General features: G+C 36.5%; 14 protein-coding genes. 5 read left to right on the forward strand and 9 right to left on the reverse strand.

The genetic code is table 11. The annotated features are described in order from the left end of the window. Window positions 1–9: 9 nt before the first annotated feature. Window positions 10–2,811, reverse strand: a complete 2,802-nt coding sequence (locus C8D70_RS09735) for a GH92 family glycosyl hydrolase (protein ID WP_110367167.1) — start codon at window positions 2,809–2,811, stop codon at window positions 10–12. Between the two features lie 93 nt (window positions 2,812–2,904). On the opposite strand from C8D70_RS09735, the gene C8D70_RS09740 reads away from it, so the two are divergent. The 3 genes from C8D70_RS09740 to C8D70_RS09750 all read left to right on the forward strand — a co-directional run bounded on the left by C8D70_RS09740 (window position 2,905) and on the right by C8D70_RS09750 (window position 6,982). Beyond that, complete coding sequence (locus C8D70_RS09740; RefSeq protein WP_110367168.1) at window positions 2,905–5,247, forward strand: outer membrane beta-barrel family protein; 2,343 nt, start codon at window positions 2,905–2,907, stop codon at window positions 5,245–5,247. 332 nt (window positions 5,248–5,579) lie between these two features. Beyond that, a complete protein-coding gene (locus C8D70_RS09745) occupies window positions 5,580–6,686 on the forward strand; it encodes an Mrp/NBP35 family ATP-binding protein (protein WP_062674106.1) in 1,107 nt (368 codons plus the stop codon). Between the two features lie 47 nt (window positions 6,687–6,733). After that, window positions 6,734–6,982, forward strand: coding sequence for a NifU family protein (locus tag C8D70_RS09750; RefSeq protein ID WP_076596547.1), 249 nt, complete (start codon window positions 6,734–6,736; stop codon window positions 6,980–6,982). Window positions 6,983–7,109: 127 nt separating this feature from the next. Here the strand turns inward: C8D70_RS09750 and C8D70_RS09755 are convergent, their stop codons facing one another. The 7 genes from C8D70_RS09755 to ppk1 all read right to left on the reverse strand — a co-directional run bounded on the left by C8D70_RS09755 (window position 7,110) and on the right by ppk1 (window position 15,613). After that, complete coding sequence (locus C8D70_RS09755; RefSeq protein ID WP_076596546.1) at window positions 7,110–7,817, reverse strand: barstar family protein; 708 nt, start codon at window positions 7,815–7,817, stop codon at window positions 7,110–7,112. 24 nt (window positions 7,818–7,841) lie between these two features. After that, the gene (locus C8D70_RS09760; RefSeq protein WP_110367169.1) at window positions 7,842–8,234 is read right to left on the reverse strand and encodes a DUF3060 domain-containing protein; all 393 of its coding nucleotides are present in this window, start codon (window positions 8,232–8,234) and stop codon (window positions 7,842–7,844) included. A 175-nt stretch (window positions 8,235–8,409) separates the two neighbouring features. Then, window positions 8,410–11,448 carry a choice-of-anchor I family protein gene (locus C8D70_RS09765; RefSeq protein WP_110367170.1) on the reverse strand — a complete coding sequence of 1,013 codons (3,039 nt, stop codon included), beginning with the start codon at window positions 11,446–11,448 and terminating at the stop codon, window positions 8,410–8,412. A gap of 140 nt (window positions 11,449–11,588) precedes the next feature. Next, window positions 11,589–11,738, reverse strand: coding sequence for a hypothetical protein (locus C8D70_RS20795; RefSeq protein ID WP_181416117.1), 150 nt, complete (start codon window positions 11,736–11,738; stop codon window positions 11,589–11,591). After that, complete coding sequence (locus C8D70_RS09770; protein ID WP_076596544.1) at window positions 11,735–12,388, reverse strand: NAD-dependent epimerase/dehydratase family protein; 654 nt, start codon at window positions 12,386–12,388, stop codon at window positions 11,735–11,737. Before C8D70_RS09770 ends, C8D70_RS20795 begins: the two co-directional genes overlap by 4 nt. A gap of 271 nt (window positions 12,389–12,659) precedes the next feature. Then, window positions 12,660–13,544: an exopolyphosphatase gene (locus C8D70_RS09775; RefSeq protein ID WP_110367171.1), complete on the reverse strand. Its 885-nt coding sequence runs from the start codon at window positions 13,542–13,544 to the stop codon at window positions 12,660–12,662. After that, entirely contained in the window at window positions 13,541–15,613 is a 2,073-nt protein-coding gene (ppk1, locus tag C8D70_RS09780; protein ID WP_110367172.1) for a polyphosphate kinase 1, read from the reverse strand. Before ppk1 ends, C8D70_RS09775 begins: the two co-directional genes overlap by 4 nt. 462 nt (window positions 15,614–16,075) lie before the next feature. Between ppk1 and dnaK the strand changes: the two genes are divergently transcribed. Next, entirely contained in the window at window positions 16,076–17,974 is a 1,899-nt protein-coding gene (gene dnaK, locus C8D70_RS09785; protein WP_110367173.1) for a molecular chaperone DnaK, read from the forward strand. Between the two features lie 282 nt (window positions 17,975–18,256). Further along, window positions 18,257–19,735 carry a helix-turn-helix transcriptional regulator gene (locus C8D70_RS09790; RefSeq protein WP_110367174.1) on the forward strand — a complete coding sequence of 493 codons (1,479 nt, stop codon included), beginning with the start codon at window positions 18,257–18,259 and terminating at the stop codon, window positions 19,733–19,735. Between the two features lie 375 nt (window positions 19,736–20,110). On the opposite strand, the gene C8D70_RS20800 is transcribed toward C8D70_RS09790, so the two are convergent. Next, the coding region (locus tag C8D70_RS20800; protein ID WP_110367175.1) for a hypothetical protein at window positions 20,111–21,691 on the reverse strand (1,581 nt) is incomplete at its 5' end.

Genomic DNA, 21,691 nt, shown 5'->3' on the forward strand with positions numbered 1-21,691 from the left:
TATGTTTTTTTATTTCATAGAAATCTCATCAATAAAAATATAAGCATCACCACCCGATCCCTGATGCCATTCCGGAAGTTTTCCGAAATAGTACGCTTTTACTTTAACGTACCGGGCTTCGGTAGGAAGAATTTCTGTAGAAAAGTTTTTGACCTGTACTTTTTCGTCTTTAGGATCAACATCGTTGTCGACGGTTTTCAGAAGGACAAAATCTTTTCCGTTCATGGAGGCATAATATTCTACTTTTTTAGGCATCAGAATCCAGGCTCTGCTGTCCTGAAGGTAAGTGGAAGATAATGATTTTATGTTCTGAGGGGATTTAAGATCAATAATAGCTTCAAAGTTTTGGCCCTGATAACCATGCCATTCACCCTTTCTCCAGTTAATATCTCCTCTGATTCCGTCGATAAGAGCCAGGTTTCCGGTAGCGCTGTACTGTGGAGTTACTTTTGACAGGATATTAATATCCCAATAATTAGGTCTTCTGTTGAAATGAGCTGTGGTTACAGAACTTTTTTCTCCGTTTCTTTCAGCGTAAGCCATTACCTGAGTAGTTTTAGTGATGGAGAATGGTCCTTTATAAGTTGAGAACGTCTTTCTTTTATTGCTGTCACTGTCATCCATTGTCATATAATATATCTTGTCATTTGGGTTCAATGGAGTGATTTCAACTTTGGTAGAAAAATCAAAAATTCTGTCTGCAGCAATTACTGGTGAAGCGGTTTGTTCAGCATATTTATAATCTTTAGCAGGTTTTATATTTTCGAATCCTAATTTTTTAAGTTCAGCTCTGCCGGTATTTTTAGTAATTGTTCTTGTAGTGCCGTCTTCAAGATGAATTTTAATTTCGTCAAAATAGGGCGTTGTGGTTTCCCATTCCGGTAATCCCGGGGTTACAGAATAAATTCCCATTGAGCTTAAAACATACCATGCACTCATCTGGCCGCAGTCTTCATTTCCGATGAGGCCGTCAGGTGTATTTTTATAAAAATGATCAAGAATGTATTTGATTTTGGCATCTGTTTTTTCAGGCTTATCTACAAAATTGTACAGATAGGCAATATGATGGCTTGGTTCATTTCCCTGAGCATATTGTCCCATCAATCCTGTAATGTCTACCTGTTCTCTTCCTGTTGTTTTATCTGGAGCGGTAAATATGGCATCAATGAACTGTTCGAACTTTTCTTTCCCTCCATGAGCTGCAATAAGCCCGGGAATATCCTGCTGTACAGAATAAGAGTAATGCCACGAATTTCCTTCCGTATAATTGTTGTTGACTTCTCTTGGATCAAAAGGCTCATACCAGTTTCCGTTTTTTCTAGGCTGCATAAACCCTGTTTTAGGATTGTACAGGTTTTTCCAGTTCTGAGAACGTTGCATGAAATTCTGATACTCTTCTTTCTTGCCTAAAATTTTGGCCATCTGAGCAATACACCAGTCATCATAAGCGTATTCTACAGTTTTGGAAACACTTTCATGTTCGTCATCTATGCTGATGTAATGATTCTGTTTATAAGCATTCAATCCAAAAATATCCTGCATTGCCGATCCTTTGGCAGCCTGAAACGCTTTTTCATAATCAAATCCCTGAATTCCTTTCGCCATAGCATCTGCAATCACAGAAACAGAGTGGTAGCCAATCATACATTCTGTTTCATTGGAAGCCAGCTCCCATACCGGAAGTTTTCCTCCCTGTTCGTATTGTTTGATGAAGGTATTGATAAAATCAGCAGTTCTTTTTCTGTCGATTAAAGTCATCAGCGGATGAGCACCTCTGAAGGTATCCCAAAGGGAAAATACGGTGTAATAATCAAAACCATTGGCAGTATAAAGCTTGTTATCTCTGCCTCTGTATTTTCCGTCAACATCCATATTGATGTTCGGTTGTGTGAAAACATGATAAAGAGCGGTATAAAAAACGGCTAATTTGTTTTTATCATCAGATTTCACCTCAATTTTGGAAAGTTCTTTATCCCAATTCGTTTCTGCCTGTTTTTTTACTGCTTCAAAATCATTAGATATTCCTTCTGCCAGCATATTCTTTTCTGCACCTTCATAGCCTGTAGGAGAAATAGCAACTTTTACATTGATCTTTTCTCCTTTTTTAACATTGGTGGAGAATGCCAGGGCAAGCTTTGTTCCGGTAAAAAGATTGTTTTCCTGTTTTCCGTTAGCCTCTTTTTTTGAAATCTTCATCGGTCTTGAAAACTCAATTCTTGAGTAGATGTTTTGGTTGGTTGCCCATGCTTCACTTCTTCTGAACACTTCAATCGTTTTATCATCAATAATCTTTACTTCACCTTCCAGAAGTTTATCCCTGTGGTTAAGATCTAAGATAATATTGGCATTTCCTGTATTGTTAAAGGTGTATTCATGATAACCAACTCTTTTGGTGGTGGTAAGGCGAACATCAATATTGTTCTTACCTAACTTGACAGCATAAAATCCTGCTGTTGCTTTTTCGTTTTTATGCGAAAATTTTGACGAATAATCTTTGCTGCTGAGGCTTGGATTTCCCATGGTGGGCATTAGCATAATATCACCGTAATCTGAAACTCCTGTCCCGTTCAGATGGGTATGAGAAAAACCATAGATCACAGAATCCGAATAATGATATCCGCTGCATCCGTCCCAGCTGCCGTCTATTCTTGTATCCGGAGACAGCTGCACCATTCCGAAAGGAACAATAGCACCCGGAAAAGTATGGCCATGGCCTCCGGTTCCGATAAACGGATTAACATATTGGGAATAATTCTGTGCAGAAATAATTTGGGTAATAAATAGAGAAAATGCAATAAGGCCTTTTTTCATGTTCTGATTTTATGAAGCGAAGATATTGAAAAACAGTAAAAGTGATGTAATAAAAGATAATCACGGTTTGTCTTATTAAAAACGATATAATTCATGAAGAAGATAGTACTTGCTGTGATCATGCTGCTGCCCGCTGTTGCCTTAGCTCAAAGGATAACAGGGAAAATCACTCAAACCGGAAATCCTGTTCCTTACGTTGAGGTAATTGCGGTCAAAAATCAGAAAAAACAAACCGTTATTTCGGATGAAAAAGGAAATTTTTCACTGAGACTTTCAGAAAACGGAAACTATAATATTACGCTTATCCGGGATGGTATTGAAATATCCAATCAAGATATTGCGATCAACGGAACAGTAAAACAGGACTTTTTTATTGAAAAAAAGAATGAAAAACAAATCGAAGGGGTTACACTTACTGCCAGAAAAAAACTGATCGAAAGAAAAGCAGACAGACTGGTTTTTAATGTATCCAACTCTGTTGCCTCACAGGGAATGGATGCGGCGGATGCTCTTGCGGCAACTCCTCTGGTAAAAGTAGATGATCACACCGGTGTTTCCATTGTCGGGAAAAGTGGAGTTGCAGTAATGATTAACGACAGAATTCTGAATTTATCTGATGCAGAACTTGTCACCTACCTGAAAAGTCTCAGATCCGAAAATATTGAAAAAATTGAAGTCATCACAGCACCTCCCGCCAAATATGAAGCGCAGGGAAACAGCGGCCTGATTAATATTGTTTTAAAGAAAAATCAAAACCTCGGGTGGAGTGGAAGTTTTACCAGCAGTCTTCAGCAGCAGACTTATACCGGGACTTCAAACAGTGTAACAGCCAATTATCAGAATGAAAAACTTCGTACTTCATTAAAGCTGAGGCAGAATAAAAATGAAAAACATTCCTATGAAAACTATTGGATAGAAGGAGCAGACGGCCTTAAAAGTAATGATAACAGAAGAGATTTCGGAGATGGACTTGGAGCCAATTTGAGTCTGGATTATCTGCTTAATAAGAAGTCCAATATCGGATTTATTTATGATTTCGGTTTCGGACATTCCAATATGGATATCAGGAATACTTCCAACTATTTTCAGAATGGAATTTATACGAATACACTTCTGACTGATGCGGAGCACAGAGCTACGGCGAGACAACATACTGCCAGTGCTTATTATGATCTGAAATTCGGAAAGCAGGATCATAAGCTGAGTATTACCGGAAATTATTTTTCCAACACTCCCGAAAGTATTATTGATTTTGCTACTACAGAAAATTCAGGAGATAAATTTGTAGTAAAATCACCGTCTATGGTAAAGTATAAAATTTATTCCGGACAGGCGGATCTTACACTGCCTTATCAGTTTGCAAAGATAGAAACAGGAGTGAAATTCACTAATTTTGATAATAATTCCAGTATATTCTATCAGAACTTAACGAACGGACAATATATCACAGATCCTCTGAAAAGCAATGAATTTGAATATAACGAGAAAAATTATGCAGCTTATATCAGTTTTGAAAAATCATTCAGTGAAAAATGGTCTGCAAAAGCGGGTTTACGCTATGAATATTCTGTGGTGAACGGAAACTCTTTAACTTCCGGACAGCAGACTGAAAACTCGTACGGAAAATTTTTTCCTACGGCCTATATCAGCTATAAAAGCAATGAAAATCACACTTTTAATATGAATTATTCCAAAAGAATCAACAGACCGGGATTCCGGGCGATTAATCCATACCGCTGGTACATCAATATCAATTCTTATTTTACCGGAAACCCTTTCCTGAAGCCTTCTATCAATCATAATTTTGAACTTTCCTATGTGTATAAAGGAAAATTATCGGCATCAGCGTATTTTCAGAGAACCGTAGAAGCATTCGGTCAGTTGGCCAATCTGAAAGGGGAAAACAGGGTAAGTACTTTTGAAAACTATTACCATCAGAACAGTATGGGAGCTTCGCTTACCTATTCTGATACTTTTTTCAAAAAATGGGAAGCCAATTTTTCTGCCAATTATTCTTATATGAGCTCAGATGTCTTTGCAACGGATGCCCTTTCCAGAAAAGGAAATAGTTATGATTTCGATTTTCAGAATAATATATCGCTCAACACCGGAAAAACAGTACAGTTTATCTTAAATTACTGGTTCCGTCTGCCTTCCAATTCAGGAAATTCCTATATGAAGTTTGCAGGAAATCTTACCTCAGGTCTGAAGCTTAATCTTATGGAAAAAAGCCTTCAGCTTAATGTATTTGTTTCAGATATCTTAAAGCAGGGGAAAAGTCTGGGTGAAATTTATTATACCACAGGAACTCATTCTTACAACAATTACTACGATGCCCGAAGACTTACTGTATCAGCAACCTATACTTTCGGAAATAAAAAAGTAAAAGGAACGGAACGCAATGTAAGGTTTGATGAGAAAAACAGAGCCAACTGATAATCTGTATTCATATTTTTAAAGTTTTCTTAAGTATTTTCATACACAATTGTGCATTATCAATGTCCTGCTGGGAAGCTTTTGAAGGATCACCGGCGAGGTCATACCATTTGAACTTTATATTCCAACCATAGAAATTCCTTTTGGCTATGCCTATTGGGAAGGATAACGGCTTGTTTTCATATCAGCTGTTTTCCAGAGTTGGCGTGGTACCAGAATAAAAAAACAGAATAAGAAATTTTTAACGATCTGATTTATCACCTGATATTATAGATTTTATTGATTCTAAATTACCGAAAAAATCCGTAAATTTGTAAACAATTTATATTTATATGTTGACGAAAGAAAAGGTTCAGGAATTCCTTAAAGAAATAGAAGTAGACGATTTGGTGAATAACCTTCAGATTATGGGTAACGATGTTTATATCGACATGACTGCCCATTCGCCTGCCATGCACGAAAAGAAAAAGCTGGAGGCTGCCATGAAACAGGCTTTTGCCAGTGAGTTTGGAGAAGACATTCATTTAAAACTTAAAATCGTTTCTCCGGAGCCTAGTGAAATTCAGCAAAGTCAGATCAAAGGAAAACAAATTCCGGGAATTCAAAATATTATCGCTATTGCTTCCGGTAAAGGAGGAGTAGGGAAATCTACCGTTTCTGCAAATATGGCAGTAACGCTTGCTAAAATGGGCTTTAAAGTAGGATTATTGGATGCCGATATCTATGGTCCTTCAGTGCCTACCATGTTTGATACAGAGGGGCAAAAACCAATTTCTGTAGAAGTGAATGGTAAGAATCTGATGAAGCCTATCGAGAATTATGGGGTAAAAATGCTTTCAATAGGATACTTCTCAGGAGCCAATCAGGCTGTAGTATGGAGAGGGCCAATGGCATCAAAAGCTTTAAACCAGATGATCAGAGATGCTGCATGGGGAGAACTGGATTTTTTATTAATTGACCTTCCTCCGGGAACAGGGGATATTCACTTGTCAATTATTCAGGAAGTGCCGGTAACAGGAGCGGTCATTGTAAGTACACCTCAGCATGTTGCATTGGCAGACGTAAGAAAAGGAATTGCTATGTTCCAGATGGAAAGTATCAATATCCCGGTTCTTGGTTTGATCGAAAATATGGCGTATTTTACGCCGGAAGAACTTCCTGACAATAAATATTATATCTTTGGAAACCAGGGAGCACAATATTTAGCGGAAGATCTTGGAATTCCGGTATTGGGAGAAATTCCATTGATCCAGAGCATCAGAGAAGCAGGAGACGTCGGAAGACCGGCAGCGCTTCAGGAAGGATCTAAAATTGCAGATATCTACACAGAAACTGCCAGAAAAATGGTAGAAAGTTTAGTGGAAAGAAATAAAAATCTTCCTCCTACTGAAGCGGTGAAGATTTCCACGATGGCAGGATGCTCACCAAAAGCAAAATAATAATAATTTCAATAAAATTTGAAAAAACCGAATTGAACTGAAAAAATATGGAAACAAACATAACACACGAAGATATCGTAACAAGAGTAATGGAAGCTCTGGAAAGCATCAGACCGTTTTTGAATAAAGACGGAGGTGATATTGAGCTTATTGATGTGAAAGATAATCAGGTGTTTGTGAAACTTTTAGGTAACTGTTCCGGATGTTCATTGAATTTTTCAACCTTAAAACTAGGTGTTGAAAATACAATCAAGCAACATGCTCCGGAAATCGAAAAGGTAATCAACGTAGAGTAAAATATATCTGAGATATTTTTATGAGACAGGCTTTTTTTAAGGCCTGTCTTTTTATTTGCATATTTAGTCTGCTAAGCTTCCCAAACCTGACGAGTTTTTAAAACCCGTCAGGTTTCCGATGATAAAATCAGTTCAGGAGAACTTTTATATTATGATCTTCAAAAATCTCAACGATTTGTTTAAACTTTGTTTTCAGTAATTTTTTACTTTTTTTATGATTTACCCAATGGAGTTCTGAAATAGATTTTATCCCAAAGCCACCACTGAGACAATCAGAAAGGGTAGGTAAATTGCGTCCGAAATATCCTGTGATTCCATGGATTTCTTCTCCAAGTGTGCAGAAAAAACCATCTAAGCTGTGAAATTCATTTCCATCAATTTGAATGTTAATATTTTCTCTGATTATTTCAGGTTTACAAAAATGTAAAGAATAAACAAGCCATCCCTGAAGTTCGTCTTTTCTAAAGTTTTTCCAGATATTTTTTTCAATCATTTCATTATTGAGTTTCATATCAGTAGCTTTTTGATATCCTTTAGGCCTAGTCCATGCAAAACCATTTAAAATGATATTTTTTTTGGATTTGCTTATTTTTATATTACTGATAAAAGTACCCGATATAATATTATTTTCCTGATCAAGGTTGTAAATGAAACCATTGTTTTCATAAATTTCAGAGGCATTTTCTATAGCAGAAATAAGACTGGGTACGTTATGAACATTCATTAGTCTTACTTTTTTATAAGCAATAGGGTTAGCTCCTTCAATATTCTTTACCTGATCTATTAATGTGATAATTTCAGGACAATTTCCAGTATCTAATGCAAATCCAAACATGCAATGAGGCTTTTCTAACTATGTTTATTGTTTTACAACCTTATTTCCTACTCCCGTAATAGAAACATCCGGCTTTCCCGATTTTGTTCCGGAAGTCCGGTAGTAGACCATATTGCCGCCGCCTTCCATGGAAACTTTATCCACTTTATCGATATATACTTGATTACCTGTTCCTGAAACCGTAATTTTTTTAGCACTTCCTTTCACTGTTAAGGTGTTGTCACCACCTTCTACCTCAACAACGCCTCCATTGAGAGTGTAATTGAGCTTGTGGCCCACACCTTCTACATGTACAACCTTATCGCTTTCTGTTTTTTCTACCCCTTTTGTAGATTCTGCTTTTCTGGATTGTGAAAAAGCAGTAGCTGTTCCCAGCAGCAGGAAACAAAGAATTCCTGCAGTTTTAATATTTTTCATTGTGAATTGGGTTTTTGTTCAGGATAAATATAGATATAAAATGCTTTGTGAAGGCATTTCAAAAGTTAAATCATTGTAAATAAAGAGTCTTCATACGGCATATTGTAGATTCAATAACAAAAAAGCTTCGGATTTTCCGAAGCTTTACAATAGAATGGCGTTTTATAATATATATTTACTTTACAATAACTCTCTTGATCTGTCCTTCCGAAGTTTTTACAAGATAAACCCCAGTAGAAAGATTGGAAGTGCTTATGGTTAAAGCATTCTTTTCCTTTCTGATTAATTTTCCGGACATATCGTACAATTCATAATTCTGTTTTCTGTTGAAATAAAGCGTATTTCCTTTGTTGACAGGGTTTGGAAATATATTGAAGGTCGCCTGTTCAGCTTTTATTTCACCAGATCCAAGTGTTGCAGGCGTGGCTACTTCATACATGGATAAAGTTCCGCTGATTTCATTGGCAATAATCACATAGCCTTTATGGGTAGTCGTATTTTCAGGAGCGATGTAAATGATTCCTTCTGGACCATTATCTCCTCCGTATGCGGAGGTAGAACGCGAATTCTTATAATCTGTAAAAGTAGGATTATTAGGATCTGTAATATTATAAACCATAACACCTCCTGTTCTTTCTAATGTAATAAAAGCATAAGTCTGCCCGTTGATATTTCCTAATGCCACTCCTTCCGGTTCAGGACCTTTAGCACGGCTTCGGTTTTTGACAGCATTGGATTCATTATCCGCATTGAAAATTAAGGACTGATAAGCTGCAATATACCGTTCAAACTGATCACCACTATCGTAAACAATCTGCTTGGTATCTGCATTGAAAATGGAGAATGAACGAGCTCCTAATGCTGCAATTTCTTCAAATTCTGTATCTCCGTCTGTATTTCCTGTCGCAGAGGAAACCCTGAATCTTCCAAGATTATAAGATGCTTTTAAGATGCTTGAATTAGGGAAAGATACAGGGTCTAAAGTATAATTATTAGCTCCCACAGTCGTTCTTTCGCTGAATCCTGAAAGATCTTTTTCATCACCTTCATTAGCGGTTACAATATAGTTGGTGTTTCCTACCTTATAATTTTGTACTGCATCCGGTACATAATAGGCTTTTACCGGCCAGTTGGAAATTAACACCTCACCATTATTGTCTGAAGCATCCAATCCGTTACCCGGAATGCTCATGTCTTTTTTGCCCAATCCCCAGATGCCTGTGATCGTTTTGGTAGCCAGATTAATCTCAGCAATCGCATTGTTTTCCTGAAGCGTAACCCATGCTTTCTGACTGTCGGCACTGATGGTTACATATTCAGGCTCCAGATCCTGAGAAAGGGTATTATTCGTTCTTACTTTTCTTAAACCGGTAGCTGTTAATGCTGCTATCTGAGAATCAAAACTATTGAAGTTAAGAGTCGTTACATTACTTTGGGTAAGGTTTCCGACACCTCCGGAAATGTCAATGATACTGATGGTACCTTCAGGATCTATTGTATAAGCATCATTAGGCTCACCTTCGTTGGCAGTAATTACTTTTGTCCCGTCAGGGGAAAATGTTACCATGTCCGGTAAAGCTCCTACAGTTACCTGCTTTAGGAAGTTACCGTTGATGTCAAAAAAGACTACAGATCCATTTTGCTGAGGATCAGTGTTAGGAGATGCGGCTGCAATGATTCCGTTTTTCACGGCGATGCTTGTAATACCTCCATAAGGAGCCATATTCACTGTTTTTATGACTGAGGGTATTGAAGGATTACTGAAATCAATAATATCAAAAACATCCGTAATGGAGCTGATCGTAAATAAGCGTTGTGTTGACGGATCATGAACTACAATTTCCGTAGAACTGTTATTATTTCCTGAAGGATCAAAACTTAGGAGATAATTCAGCTGAATCTGATGGGAAGGAACCGGAGCCGGTTTATCATTGTCTACAATATAAACGGTTGCAGAATTGTCTCCTGAAATAGTTGCTCCAACAGGATTTTCAAGACTCACAACAAAATATTCGGCCTGCTGTTCTGACACTGTGTCATCAATAATAGGGATATTAACGGTATAACTCGTTGTAGACGGAGTGATGTTAATAGTCTGATTGGCCAGTGTAAAATCATTGCTGTCTGCTGTACTGAAAGGTGTTGGTTTTACAACAAGGTTTACCGAAGAGGTCGAAGGATTGTTAATATTAATTTTTAATGTAAGATTTCCGGCATTTTCATTGACTTTGACGAAATTCTTTTCCAAAGAAATTGTAGTTCCGGCAGTGGTAAAAGTACTGGAAGTAACAGCCGTAATTCCATTATCATTAAAATCTTCTACCATATTGGGTTTAAGAGCTAAATAGTAGGTTTGCCCTGGCACAAGTCCGGAAGCAGGAATTACCGTAATGGTATTGTTAGTAAAAGTCGTGGTGAAAGGAACTTGTGTACCTGAAGAATTTCCCAGACGGAAATCTATAAGATTCTGTGCATTAGAATTATTGATTGCGGAATTATCTGTTAATCTTATATTTTCATTAAAAGATAACGTAGGGTTTACAGTAGTTGAAGCATTATTATTACTATTAGCAGGAAGATAAGTAACCGTTGGTGGAGTAGTGTCAAGACTACCTGCAGGAGTAGCATCTACTGTAAAGTTGTCAAAACGGTTATTTCCTCCTGTTCCGCCTCCGGTTGCAGAAAATTCTACTTTTAATTTAAAATTAGGATTGTTATTCGCTAACTGTATAGCAGAAAAATCAAGAGTTACAAGCTGTGGATCGGCATCCTGAGGACTCACAGTCTGGAATGGTATAAAAGTATTTCCGTCTGTGGAGTAAGACCAGGCCTGTGTACCCGCTCCCTGGCCGGATCTTCTGGTCGTGAACTTAATAATGACATTATTGTAACCTGTTGTAGGAAGATTAAATTGCAAAGCTCCCCCAATCGGATTATTAAATCTTAAGTGGGTACCTGAACCATCACCATTTCTGGCATTTAAATTTTGCAGGCTGAAATTCTGTCCGGTACCGCCGGCAAAATCAATTATACTTGTACCTCCTGCCAAAGCTGCAAGAGAACCATTCACCATAGTAGAAGTGGGTGTGGTAACAGTAGCCGCAGAAGTATTATTGTTAAAATTCCAGTAATGAATCAGTGTCTGCCCGAAAAGACTGCTCTGAAAGAAGAATGTGGCAATTACAGACCCTTTTAATAGGTAGTTGTTGATCATTTTTTGTTTCAATTAGATGAATACAAAAATGAACTTTATGTTTCGCAATTATTTTAATGGAATTTTAAGAAATGTTTAAAAAATAGGTTTATTTCCGATAAAGATAAGATGATATTCGAATGAGAAATTTCAGAATGAGATTATTTTTCTGATTTTCCGGAAAAGTTTAAAATCCTTTCTGATTTATTTCCTTCCAAAGGATGTTTCTGCATATAAAAATATCCTGAAACAGCAGTCACAAGCAACAGTACAAAAATAACCAGAACAATTCTTTTTAACATGCCTCTCATAGTGCTAAATTTTTTATATCTCTAATTTCTAAAGTAGATGTAGGGTATCCTTTTTGTGTCACATAGATCATTGCTCTACCTACCTCCTGTAAAGTTAATGATTTTGACTGAAAAAATACAGGGAAAATCCAAATAAAAGGTTTAAAAAACCATTTTACATTGGTTTGACCCTCAACAGGTTTCATAAATCCGGGACGGAAATTATATGTGCCTCTGAAATTCATTCTTTTCAAATCATTCTCCGTTCTGCCTTTTACGCGTGCCCACATCAGTTTTCCGCTCTCTGTACTGTCTGTGCTTGCCCCGGAAACATAGTTGAACACCATTTCAGGATTTTGGTTCAAAACAGCTTTTGCAAAATGAAGGGTTGTATCGTAAGTAATTTTGGTGTAGTCTTCTTCATTTATACCTATACTGCTGATTCCTGCACAGAAAAAACAGGCATCATACCCTTTCAGTTTTTCATCATGAAGGGCGATTGAAAGAAAGTCAGGGATAAGGTATTCTTTTAACTTGGGATGTGTTTTTCCAGAGGGTTTTCTGCTTATGCTCAGGATTTCAGAAACTTCTGGATTTTCAAGACATTCCATTAAAATACCTTCACCTACCATTCCTGTAGCGCCTGTAAGAATTATTTTGATTGGGTTCATTTGCTTTGCTATTGATATAGGAATGACGGATAGGGATGGAGATTTACTTTAAAAATTCAGAAAAATTTTATTAAGATAAAAGATATGATGTTAAAATTCAATATGGGTGGGCTTTATCCATCTTTAAAAATGACAAATAGCCAAAACTTAATAAAAGAAGAGACTGTATAGATTTCTTCGTCGCTTCGCTCCTCGCAATGTCATTGCTGGAAATAGATGCCAAAATAAAAGCCAGCACAAAACGGCTGGCTTTCAATAGTATTGCTTATGATTATGTTTTATGCTGCAGCTGACTGTAAATATTATGGATCAGTCCGTCTGCTACAGAGATTTTAGGAACAAAAATTCTGTTAATATCAGACCATGACATCACATTGTTGAAAATTCCCAGTGCGTGCACCAGTACGTCTGCACGGTCTTCTCTAAGATTGTAGTTGGTCATTCTTTCTTCTACGGAAAGTTCATTGAATTCTTTGTAAACCTTTTTCAGGTGAGACAAAGACATAGGTTTTCCGTCTTTGGTTTTACTCATAGAGAATACTTTGTTGATGTTTCCTCCTGATCCGATGGCAACAATTGGTTTTTTACTGACAATATTTTTCTTGATTTCATCCTTCATTTCTTTCCAGTTGTCCATTGTAACAAGATTGTTGAGAAGGCGGATCGTTCCGATATTGAAAGATTTTTCATAGACCATTTTACCATTTTCATAGAAGGTAAGCTCTGTAGAACCTCCACCAACGTCAATATATAGATAGGCAAATTCTTTATCAAGACCTTCTGCAACGTGATTTTCGTAGATCAAAGTGGCTTCTTCATCACCAGAAATAATTTCGATATTGATTCCCGAGGTATCTTTTACCAGATTGATAATTTCATTACCATTGGCAGCATCACGCATAGCACTGGTAGCACAGGCTCTGTAGTGTTCTACTTTATATATTTTCATCAGGTCACTGAAGATTTTCATGGAATCAATGACCATTTTTTCTCTTTCCGGACCTATCTTTCCTATGGTGAAAACATCCATTCCCAGTCTCAGGGGAATTCTGAGAAGGTTTAGCTTGATGAACTCAGGCTTTCTGTTATTGATCTTTACTTCATTGATAAGAAGGCGGGCTGCATTACTCCCTATGTCTATCGCTGCTATCTTCATTTTTTGCTTGTTTTAGCTTTTAAATATTTATAGGTTTCTATTTGTGATCGGCATTCGTGTTTATCATTTCTTACGTATTCATTGCTCAGTTTTTTGTCTAAAATCCTTGCTTTTACGTTATCCTTAAGCTGTATGTCCAGAATCTCTTTTAATTCCTTCTTAAGGTTTTTGTCAGTAATTTTAGCGGCTGCTTCAATTCTGTAATCAAGGTTTCTTGTCATCCAGTCTGCTGAAGAAATGTACATATCTTCGGACCCTTTATTGTAAAAATACATTACTCTGGCATGTTCCAGGTATTCGTCTACAATACTGATGGCTTTTATTTTTTCTTTGAATTCCTTTTGGTTTACGGCACAATAGATACCTCTTACAATCATTCTGGTTACCACCCCGGCCTTAGCAGCTTCATATATTTTTTCAATCAGAGCACGGTCACTCATTGAATTTACTTTAACGATGATTTCTGCTCTTCGGCCTGCTTTGGCTTCTTCAATTTCTTTATCAATATGGTGAACAATCTTTTCACGCATAAACTGAGGGCAAACTAATAAATTTTTACAAGTTTTCAAAATAGGAATAAAGTCATCTTTCGGTTTTTTCAATACATTGAAGACTTTATTGATATCCGCCATGATGCCGCGGTCAGCAGTCAGCAGCAGATGATCACCATATATTCTGGCTGTTTTTTCGTTGAAATTCCCGGTACTTACAAAACCGTACTGTATGGTTTTATTGTGTGCTCTCTTTTTGATGACACAAAGTTTAGCGTGTACTTTTTTATTAGGAATGCCAACAAGAACGGTAATCCCTTCAGGTTCCAGCATATCTTTCCATTTCAGATTGGATTCTTCATCAAATCTTGCCTGAAGTTCCAGCATTACCGTTACTTCTTTACCATTTCTGGCAGCGTAGATCAGAGCATTAATGATTTTTGAGCTGCTTGCCAGACGATACGCTGTAATTTGTATTGATTTTACATCCGGATCCATCGCCGCTTCACGAAGAAGATCAATCACCGGATTGTACTTGTGGTAAGGGAAAGTAAGAAGTACATCTTCTTTTAAAATAACATCTGTCACTCTTTCTCCATGTTCAAAAGCCTGATGGGTAAAAGAAGTTCTTTCCACAGGTCTTTCATACTTTTCAAAAACATCGGGGAAATCCATGAAATGTTTGAAATTGTGAATTTTTCCTCCGGGAATGATACTGTCTTTTTTAGTCAGGTTCAGTTTTCTGATAAGGAGCTCCAAAAGGGCTTTATCCATATCTTTATCAAAAACAAAACGGGTAGGTTTCCCTTTTCTTCTGTTTTTAAGTCCTTTTTCTATTTTTTCTGCGAAGTTGGTTCTGATATCATTATCCAGATCCAGCTCGGCATCTTTTGTTACTTTAAATGCATTGGCCGCAAATTCATCATATCCGAAATAAGAGAATATATGGGGCAGATTGAAAGTAATCACATCTTCCAACAGCATTACATTTCTTTCTTCAGGATCTTCCGTTGGCAGCAATACGAATCTTCCTACAAAACGGGAAGGAATTTCAATAATTGCATAATTACTGGAATACTGCCAGTCTTTTTTTCTCATGGCTACTCCCAGATAAAGACTTTTGTCTCTCAGATAGGGCATAGGCGTATTTTCGTGAAGAAGAATCGGAATCACATTGGCTTCTACTACTTCATCGAAATATTCTCTGACAAATTCTTTTTGTTTTGCAGTCAGATTTTTGGAATTTTTAATGGAAACTTTATGATCAGCCATTTCGGTCTGGATCTTTTTCCAGGTTTTATCGAAATTCAGCTGTTGTCTCATTACAACTTCATTGATTCGCTGAAGGATTTTGCTGGGCGGCTGATAGAACGATTCAGAAATTACTTTTTCCTTGAAATCCATGGCACGCTTTAATCCGGCAACACGCACTCTGAAAAATTCATCTAAATTGTTGGAGAAAATTCCAAGGAAACGTATTCTTAAATGTAAGGGAACTTTTTCATCCATGGCTTCCTGCAAAACTCTTTCATTAAAGGCAAGCCATGTAATATCTCGGGGATTAAAGTGTATTGACATTCTAAATGTGTATGTTTTATCAAAAATAATAATTCGCAAAGATTCTTCCTCTATTTCTTAGGTTAAACTTTGATTAATTTTTGAAGATTGGTGAATTAACCGATGAGATTGATGGTAATCACATTGATAATCTGTGTGTTTTTGTACGATTGATATTGATAAGATCTTCTTTTTATGGAGAAAATGATAGAATATATCTGATAAGCCATGACAGTTTATGGTTTCTATATAGAAAATTATAAGAAAAAATCTCAAAATAACAATTAAAAGTACTAAAAGTCCTATTGATGGCATTCTGATAAACTTTTGCAGGAAAAAATTTCCATATTGAATCATACGAAACCCCATTTTATAAGGGTTTTTATTTTTATTGTGTCATTTTGTCATAATTTTTCAAATGGTACAGATATTGAGAAATTGAGAGTGTAAATAAAATTAAAAATAGAAAAAATATAAAATATTATGAGTAAAATAATTGGAATTGACTTAGGAACAACCAACTCTTGTGTTGCTGTAATGGAGGGTAAAGACCCTGTTGTAATTCCTAACGCAGAAGGTAAAAGAACTACTCCTTCTATCGTAGCTTTTACGGAAGACGGAGAAAGAAAAGTAGGTGATCCTGCAAAAAGACAGGCTGTAACGAATCCAACAAAAACGGTTTACTCTATCAAAAGATTTATCGGAACACACTTTAAAGATGATGCTTCTGAAATCACAAGAGTACCTTATAAAGTAGTTGCCGGGCCAAACGATACTGTAAAAGTAAAAATCGACGATAGAGAATATACTCCACAGGAAATTTCTGCAATGACTCTTCAGAAAATGAAGAAAACTGCTGAAGATTATCTTGGACAGGAAGTAACAAGAGCAGTAATTACTGTTCCTGCCTACTTCAACGATGCACAGAGACAGGCTACGAAAGAAGCGGGTGAAATTGCAGGTCTTAAAGTGGAAAGAATTATCAACGAGCCTACAGCAGCAGCATTAGCGTACGGTCTTGATAAAAACCATAAAGATCAGAAAATTGCAGTATATGACCTTGGAGGTGGTACTTTCGATATCTCAATCCTTGATTTAGGAGACGGTGTATTCGAAGTATTATCTACAAACGGTGATACACACTTAGGAGGTGATGACTTTGATGATGTGATCATCAACTGGATGGCTGATGAATTCAAAGCTGAAGAAGGGGTAGATTTAAAAGCTGATGCCATTGCTCTTCAAAGATTAAAAGAAGCAGCTGAAAAAGCAAAAATTGAGTTATCTTCTTCTCCTCAGACTGAGATCAACCTACCTTATATCACCGCTACTGCTACAGGTCCTAAACACTTAGTGAAGACTTTAACAAAAGCTAAATTCGAGCAATTATCTGCAGATCTTGTAAGAAGATCTATGGAGCCTGTTGCTAAAGCATTAAAAGATGCTGGTTTATCTACTTCTGATATCGACGAAGTAATTCTGGTAGGTGGTTCTACAAGAATCCCGATTATCCAGGAAGAAGTAGAAAAATTCTTCGGTAAAAAACCATCTAAAGGTGTTAACCCGGATGAGGTTGTAGCAATTGGTGCAGCAATCCAGGGAGGTGTATTAACAGGTGACGTAAAAGACGTGTTACTACTTGACGTTACTCCGCTTTCTTTAGGTATTGAAACTATGGGTTCAGTATTCACAAAATTAATTGAAGCGAACACTACGATCCCAACTAAAAAATCTGAAGTATTCTCTACAGCTTCTGACAACCAGCCGGCTGTAAGCATCAGAGTAGGACAAGGAGAAAGACCAATGTTCAACGATAATAAGGAAATCGGTAGATTCGATCTTCAGGATATTCCACCGGCACCAAGAGGAGTTCCTCAAATTGAAGTAACTTTCGATATTGATGCTAACGGTATCCTAAGTGTATCTGCTAAAGATAAAGGAACTGGCAAGGAGCAGTCTATTAAAATCCAGGCTTCTTCAGGTCTTTCTGACGAAGAAATCGAAAGAATGAAGAAAGAAGCTCAGGAAAACTCTGCTGCAGATGCTAAGAGAAAAGAAGAAGTTGAAATATTCAACAAAGCTGACGGATTGATCTTCCAGACTGAAAAACAATTGAAAGAATTCGGTGAAAAGCTTTCTGCTGACAAAAAAGCAGCTATTGAAGCAGCTCATACAGAATTAAAAACAGCTTTCGAAGCTAAAAATGCTGATGATGTAAAAGCTAAAACTGAAGCATTAGACGCAGCATGGATGGCAGCTTCTGAAGAATTATATGCAGCTGGTCAACAACCAGGTGCTGATGCAGGTGCAGGCGCTCAGAACCCTGGTGGAAACGCTGGAGCTGAAGATGTACAGGATGCAGACTTTGAAGAAGTAAAATAATTAGTGATTACCAATACTAACAAATAATAAAAACCGCTTTAAACATTCGTTTAAAGCGGTTTTTTATACACAGACTTTTCATTTTTTGTTACAAATTCTACTCCTTATCCGGTTCACAAATTTCCCAACTTCAATGAATCTAATAAAATAATATTCAGAATAAGATTAAAAATATGTAAATTTAAATCAATATGGTTGATAAAAATATTCTTATACACTAAATTTGTTTCATATTTAATTGATTTGGTGGTTTTTTATAAAAAATTTTTATTTTAGCATTCAATGAAATACTTTAAATATATATTTCAACATTTAACTGTTGTTGGGTTCTTTTTCTCATCTGTTTTGTTATTTTCTCAAAATCTAAAATATAGAGAGTATGATTCGATTCTCTTGAATAAGCCTAAAGAAATGGGCAAAAATAATATCCCGAGAGAAAAAATTATTCTTTGGAATAAGGAGATGTTAGAAAAAATGAAAAAAGAAAATTATGCGAGAGGAATAATTTGGGCTCATATTAATATTGCAAATCAAAGCTGGAATTTAGGAAATGCAGAAGAAAGTATAAAAAATCTAAATATAGCAGAGAGCATATTACATAAAAACGAAAATGAGATTGATTTTTTTACAATTGCTAAGCTCTATCAGGAATATTCACAGGCTTATTATATCATGAAACTGTACGATACAGGTCTGAGGTATAATTCGAAAGCAGGGTATTATGGAAATAAAATTGAGGATAAGGATAGAAAGGAAAAGTTTTTATCTTATGTTTATACTTTACGGGCAAACCATCTTTATGAGAAAAAAGATCTGGATTCAGCGCTCTATTATTTAAAACAATCATCTTTATTATATGAAAGCTTAAGCACGACCTCTCAAATTGCGAATCATTATATCGAATATCAACCCAATCAAAATTCAGCTAAAATTTATCTGGATCAGGGAATGCATATAATAAGTACAAAGAAACATGAACCCAACAGCTATCAGATATCTGTATTTTATTACTACTATGCACAATATTTTTTTAAGGAAAAAAACTATGAAAAGGCAATTGTATATTTAAATCAGGCTCTTCAGTACAATAAAAAATTAAAAACTGTTGATCATACTAAAAATATATATAAGCTTTTAATATCATGCTATAAAAATGCCGGAAATTTAGAAAAGGAAAAAGAATATCTGGAGTATTATATAAAATTAAAAGACAGTTTGGAAAACTCGCATACAAAAGGAGTAGAGCTGTCTATAAAAACAATAGAAAGAGAAAAAACAGAAGAAAATAAATCTTTCAAAAAAACGATATTCATTTATAGCACCCTTGTAGTTTCTTTGATTTTAGTATTACTGGTTTATTTATATTATCAGAATAATAAAAAAAAGAAGGTGATATTAGAAAGTAAAGAAATAATTTCCAGAAAAGAAGATGAAACTAAAGTATTGGAGAGAAGAATTTCAGGAGTGCATGAAGATTTAATTCATTTGGCTAAAAATAATGATATTAGTTTTTTGGAAAAGTTTCATGAAGTTTATCCGAATGTTTCTCAAAAACTTTTGGTAATCAATCCTGATTTAACTAAAGATAATCTTGCATTCTGTGCTTTAATCTGGTTAGGATTTTCTTCTAAAGACATTGCTGAGTTTACTTTTATGCAGCACAGATCCGTACAAATAAAAAAGAGCAGATTGAGAAAAAAACTCAACCTCGGATCAGATGTAGACCTATATCAATTCCTTAAGTCTCTTGTAGATAATTAATGAAATGATATCTGTTTTAAATCATACTGTATTTACTTTTTACCCTTTTGAAGGGGGATATGATATTAGCTTATCCCCAAAAAATAAAACCCAATGACTTCTTATATAAACTTATTGCCTATCCTTTTAGTCATAATAGCTTCGACAGGCTCATCCTGACAAAGCTTAAAAATTTCGGCTGGTATTTGAGCTGTCATCCTGAACTTATTAAAGAGCTATCAATAAGAAAACCTTTGTTAATCAATAATCTCGGGTATTAATTAAAGGGATTAGTCAATAAAGCTGAATACTATATTGACTGAATCTATAAAATAAAAATAACCCCTGAAGTACGCTTCAGGGGTTATTTTTAAATGTAATTATTGATCTTTTATATTAATTATCTTTAGCAAAAGCTGTAGCAGTTATAGAGCCCACCCCCCAATTGAAGTTTGCTCCTGAAGCGGCCCACATATTAAACCTAACTGGATGATTTGTACTTTCAGCATATCCGTTTAAAGTGTAGGTTATTACTACAGGAGAGGCACTGGTGTTATTATAGGTCTCTGAATATTTTCCACTAGTGGAAACCATTTGAGAGCCGTTACCGCCTTCAGGGATAGTATATTTTCTCGAGCCTGCTGGCGCTTCTACACCATTTCTGAGAAAACGCACACCATAGTAACCAAGTTCTGCTCCGGCAGAACTTGTAGTACCCATAGGAACGCTATAATCTACAACAATTTTAGCTGTGCTATTGGCAGGAACTGTAACGGAAACAGATAACCCCAGATTTAGATCATCTACAATAACTCCACTACCTGTTGCTGTCTGATTTACCGGAGATGTTGCAACATCGGTAAAAACTCCTAAAAGTTGATAATCAGTTGTCTGAGGGGCTAATTTACTCCATTTTGGAGCTGCACTTGTTCCTGTATTATAATAGATTCCCGTTCCATAGGGTGCCGTTGCAGCATTGTAATTATAAACCAAAAGTCCGTTCGCTGGGGTAGCAACAGTAGTGGCATCTGTTATTGATGTTAAAAATACTCTGGGTAACATAAACCCTTTGTTACTCGCATTGAGTTGCAGCAAAGCAGAAACATCAGGAGTAGCAGTGTTTATCCCTATATTTCCGGAGCCGGTTATAACAATTCTTTGCGTATTATTGGTAAGAATATTTACAGGATCTGCTGTGGCTGCGCCTATGTCCATCCCTGTGTTACTACCGGATGTCATCATCACTGCTTTTCCATTATCATCCGCATACATCGATAAAGTATTACCTCCTCCGGTGGCTAAAACCGATCCTCTTGAAGAACCGACTGATCTCACAATACCTTCAGTACCAGCTGTTCCAATGGAAAAGCTATTAGATCCATTGGTGAAAGAAAGCGAATTCCCTGCGGTAGTGACGGTCCTGTTTCCCGCAAGAGTACCGTTTGCGGAATAAATATTAGTCGAAGCGGCTCCAACGGAGCCTCCATCTGTAGATCTCCAGAATGAATTACTGAATACAAACTCCAATACTTTTCCATTAGGAACGGTAACCCCGTCCAGTGTTGCCCCGAATCCGCCAGTGGTATTGTTATAGACAATTAATCTTTGCCCTGGGTTGGGAGCAGCAGGTGCAAAAATTGCCACATTGGCTGTAGCAGCTCCGGTAATCTGTACCTGGCTCACGTTGGCAGGAACGGTAACCGCATTACCATTAACAGCTAAAGCAGTTTCACGGTTGGTAATAGCTCCATTCACATCAAGTGTAGTTCCGGGAGAGGACATATTCATACCTACTTTTCCTCCAGAGGTAACAGTTACTCTTGCTATATTATCAGTCGTAAGGTTTAGATTGTTTGGAGTAGTGGTTCCTATATAACCTGTCCCTCCACCAATATAGGTTTTCAGATTAACTGTGCCGTTGGTATGGTTCAAACCGAAGCTATTATCAGGGGTACTGATAGTAAGTTTGGTATCAGG

The sequence above is a fragment of the Chryseobacterium sp. CBTAP 102 genome (genome assembly GCF_003201365.1).
GTDB classification, from domain to species: domain Bacteria; phylum Bacteroidota; class Bacteroidia; order Flavobacteriales; family Weeksellaceae; genus Chryseobacterium; species Chryseobacterium candidae.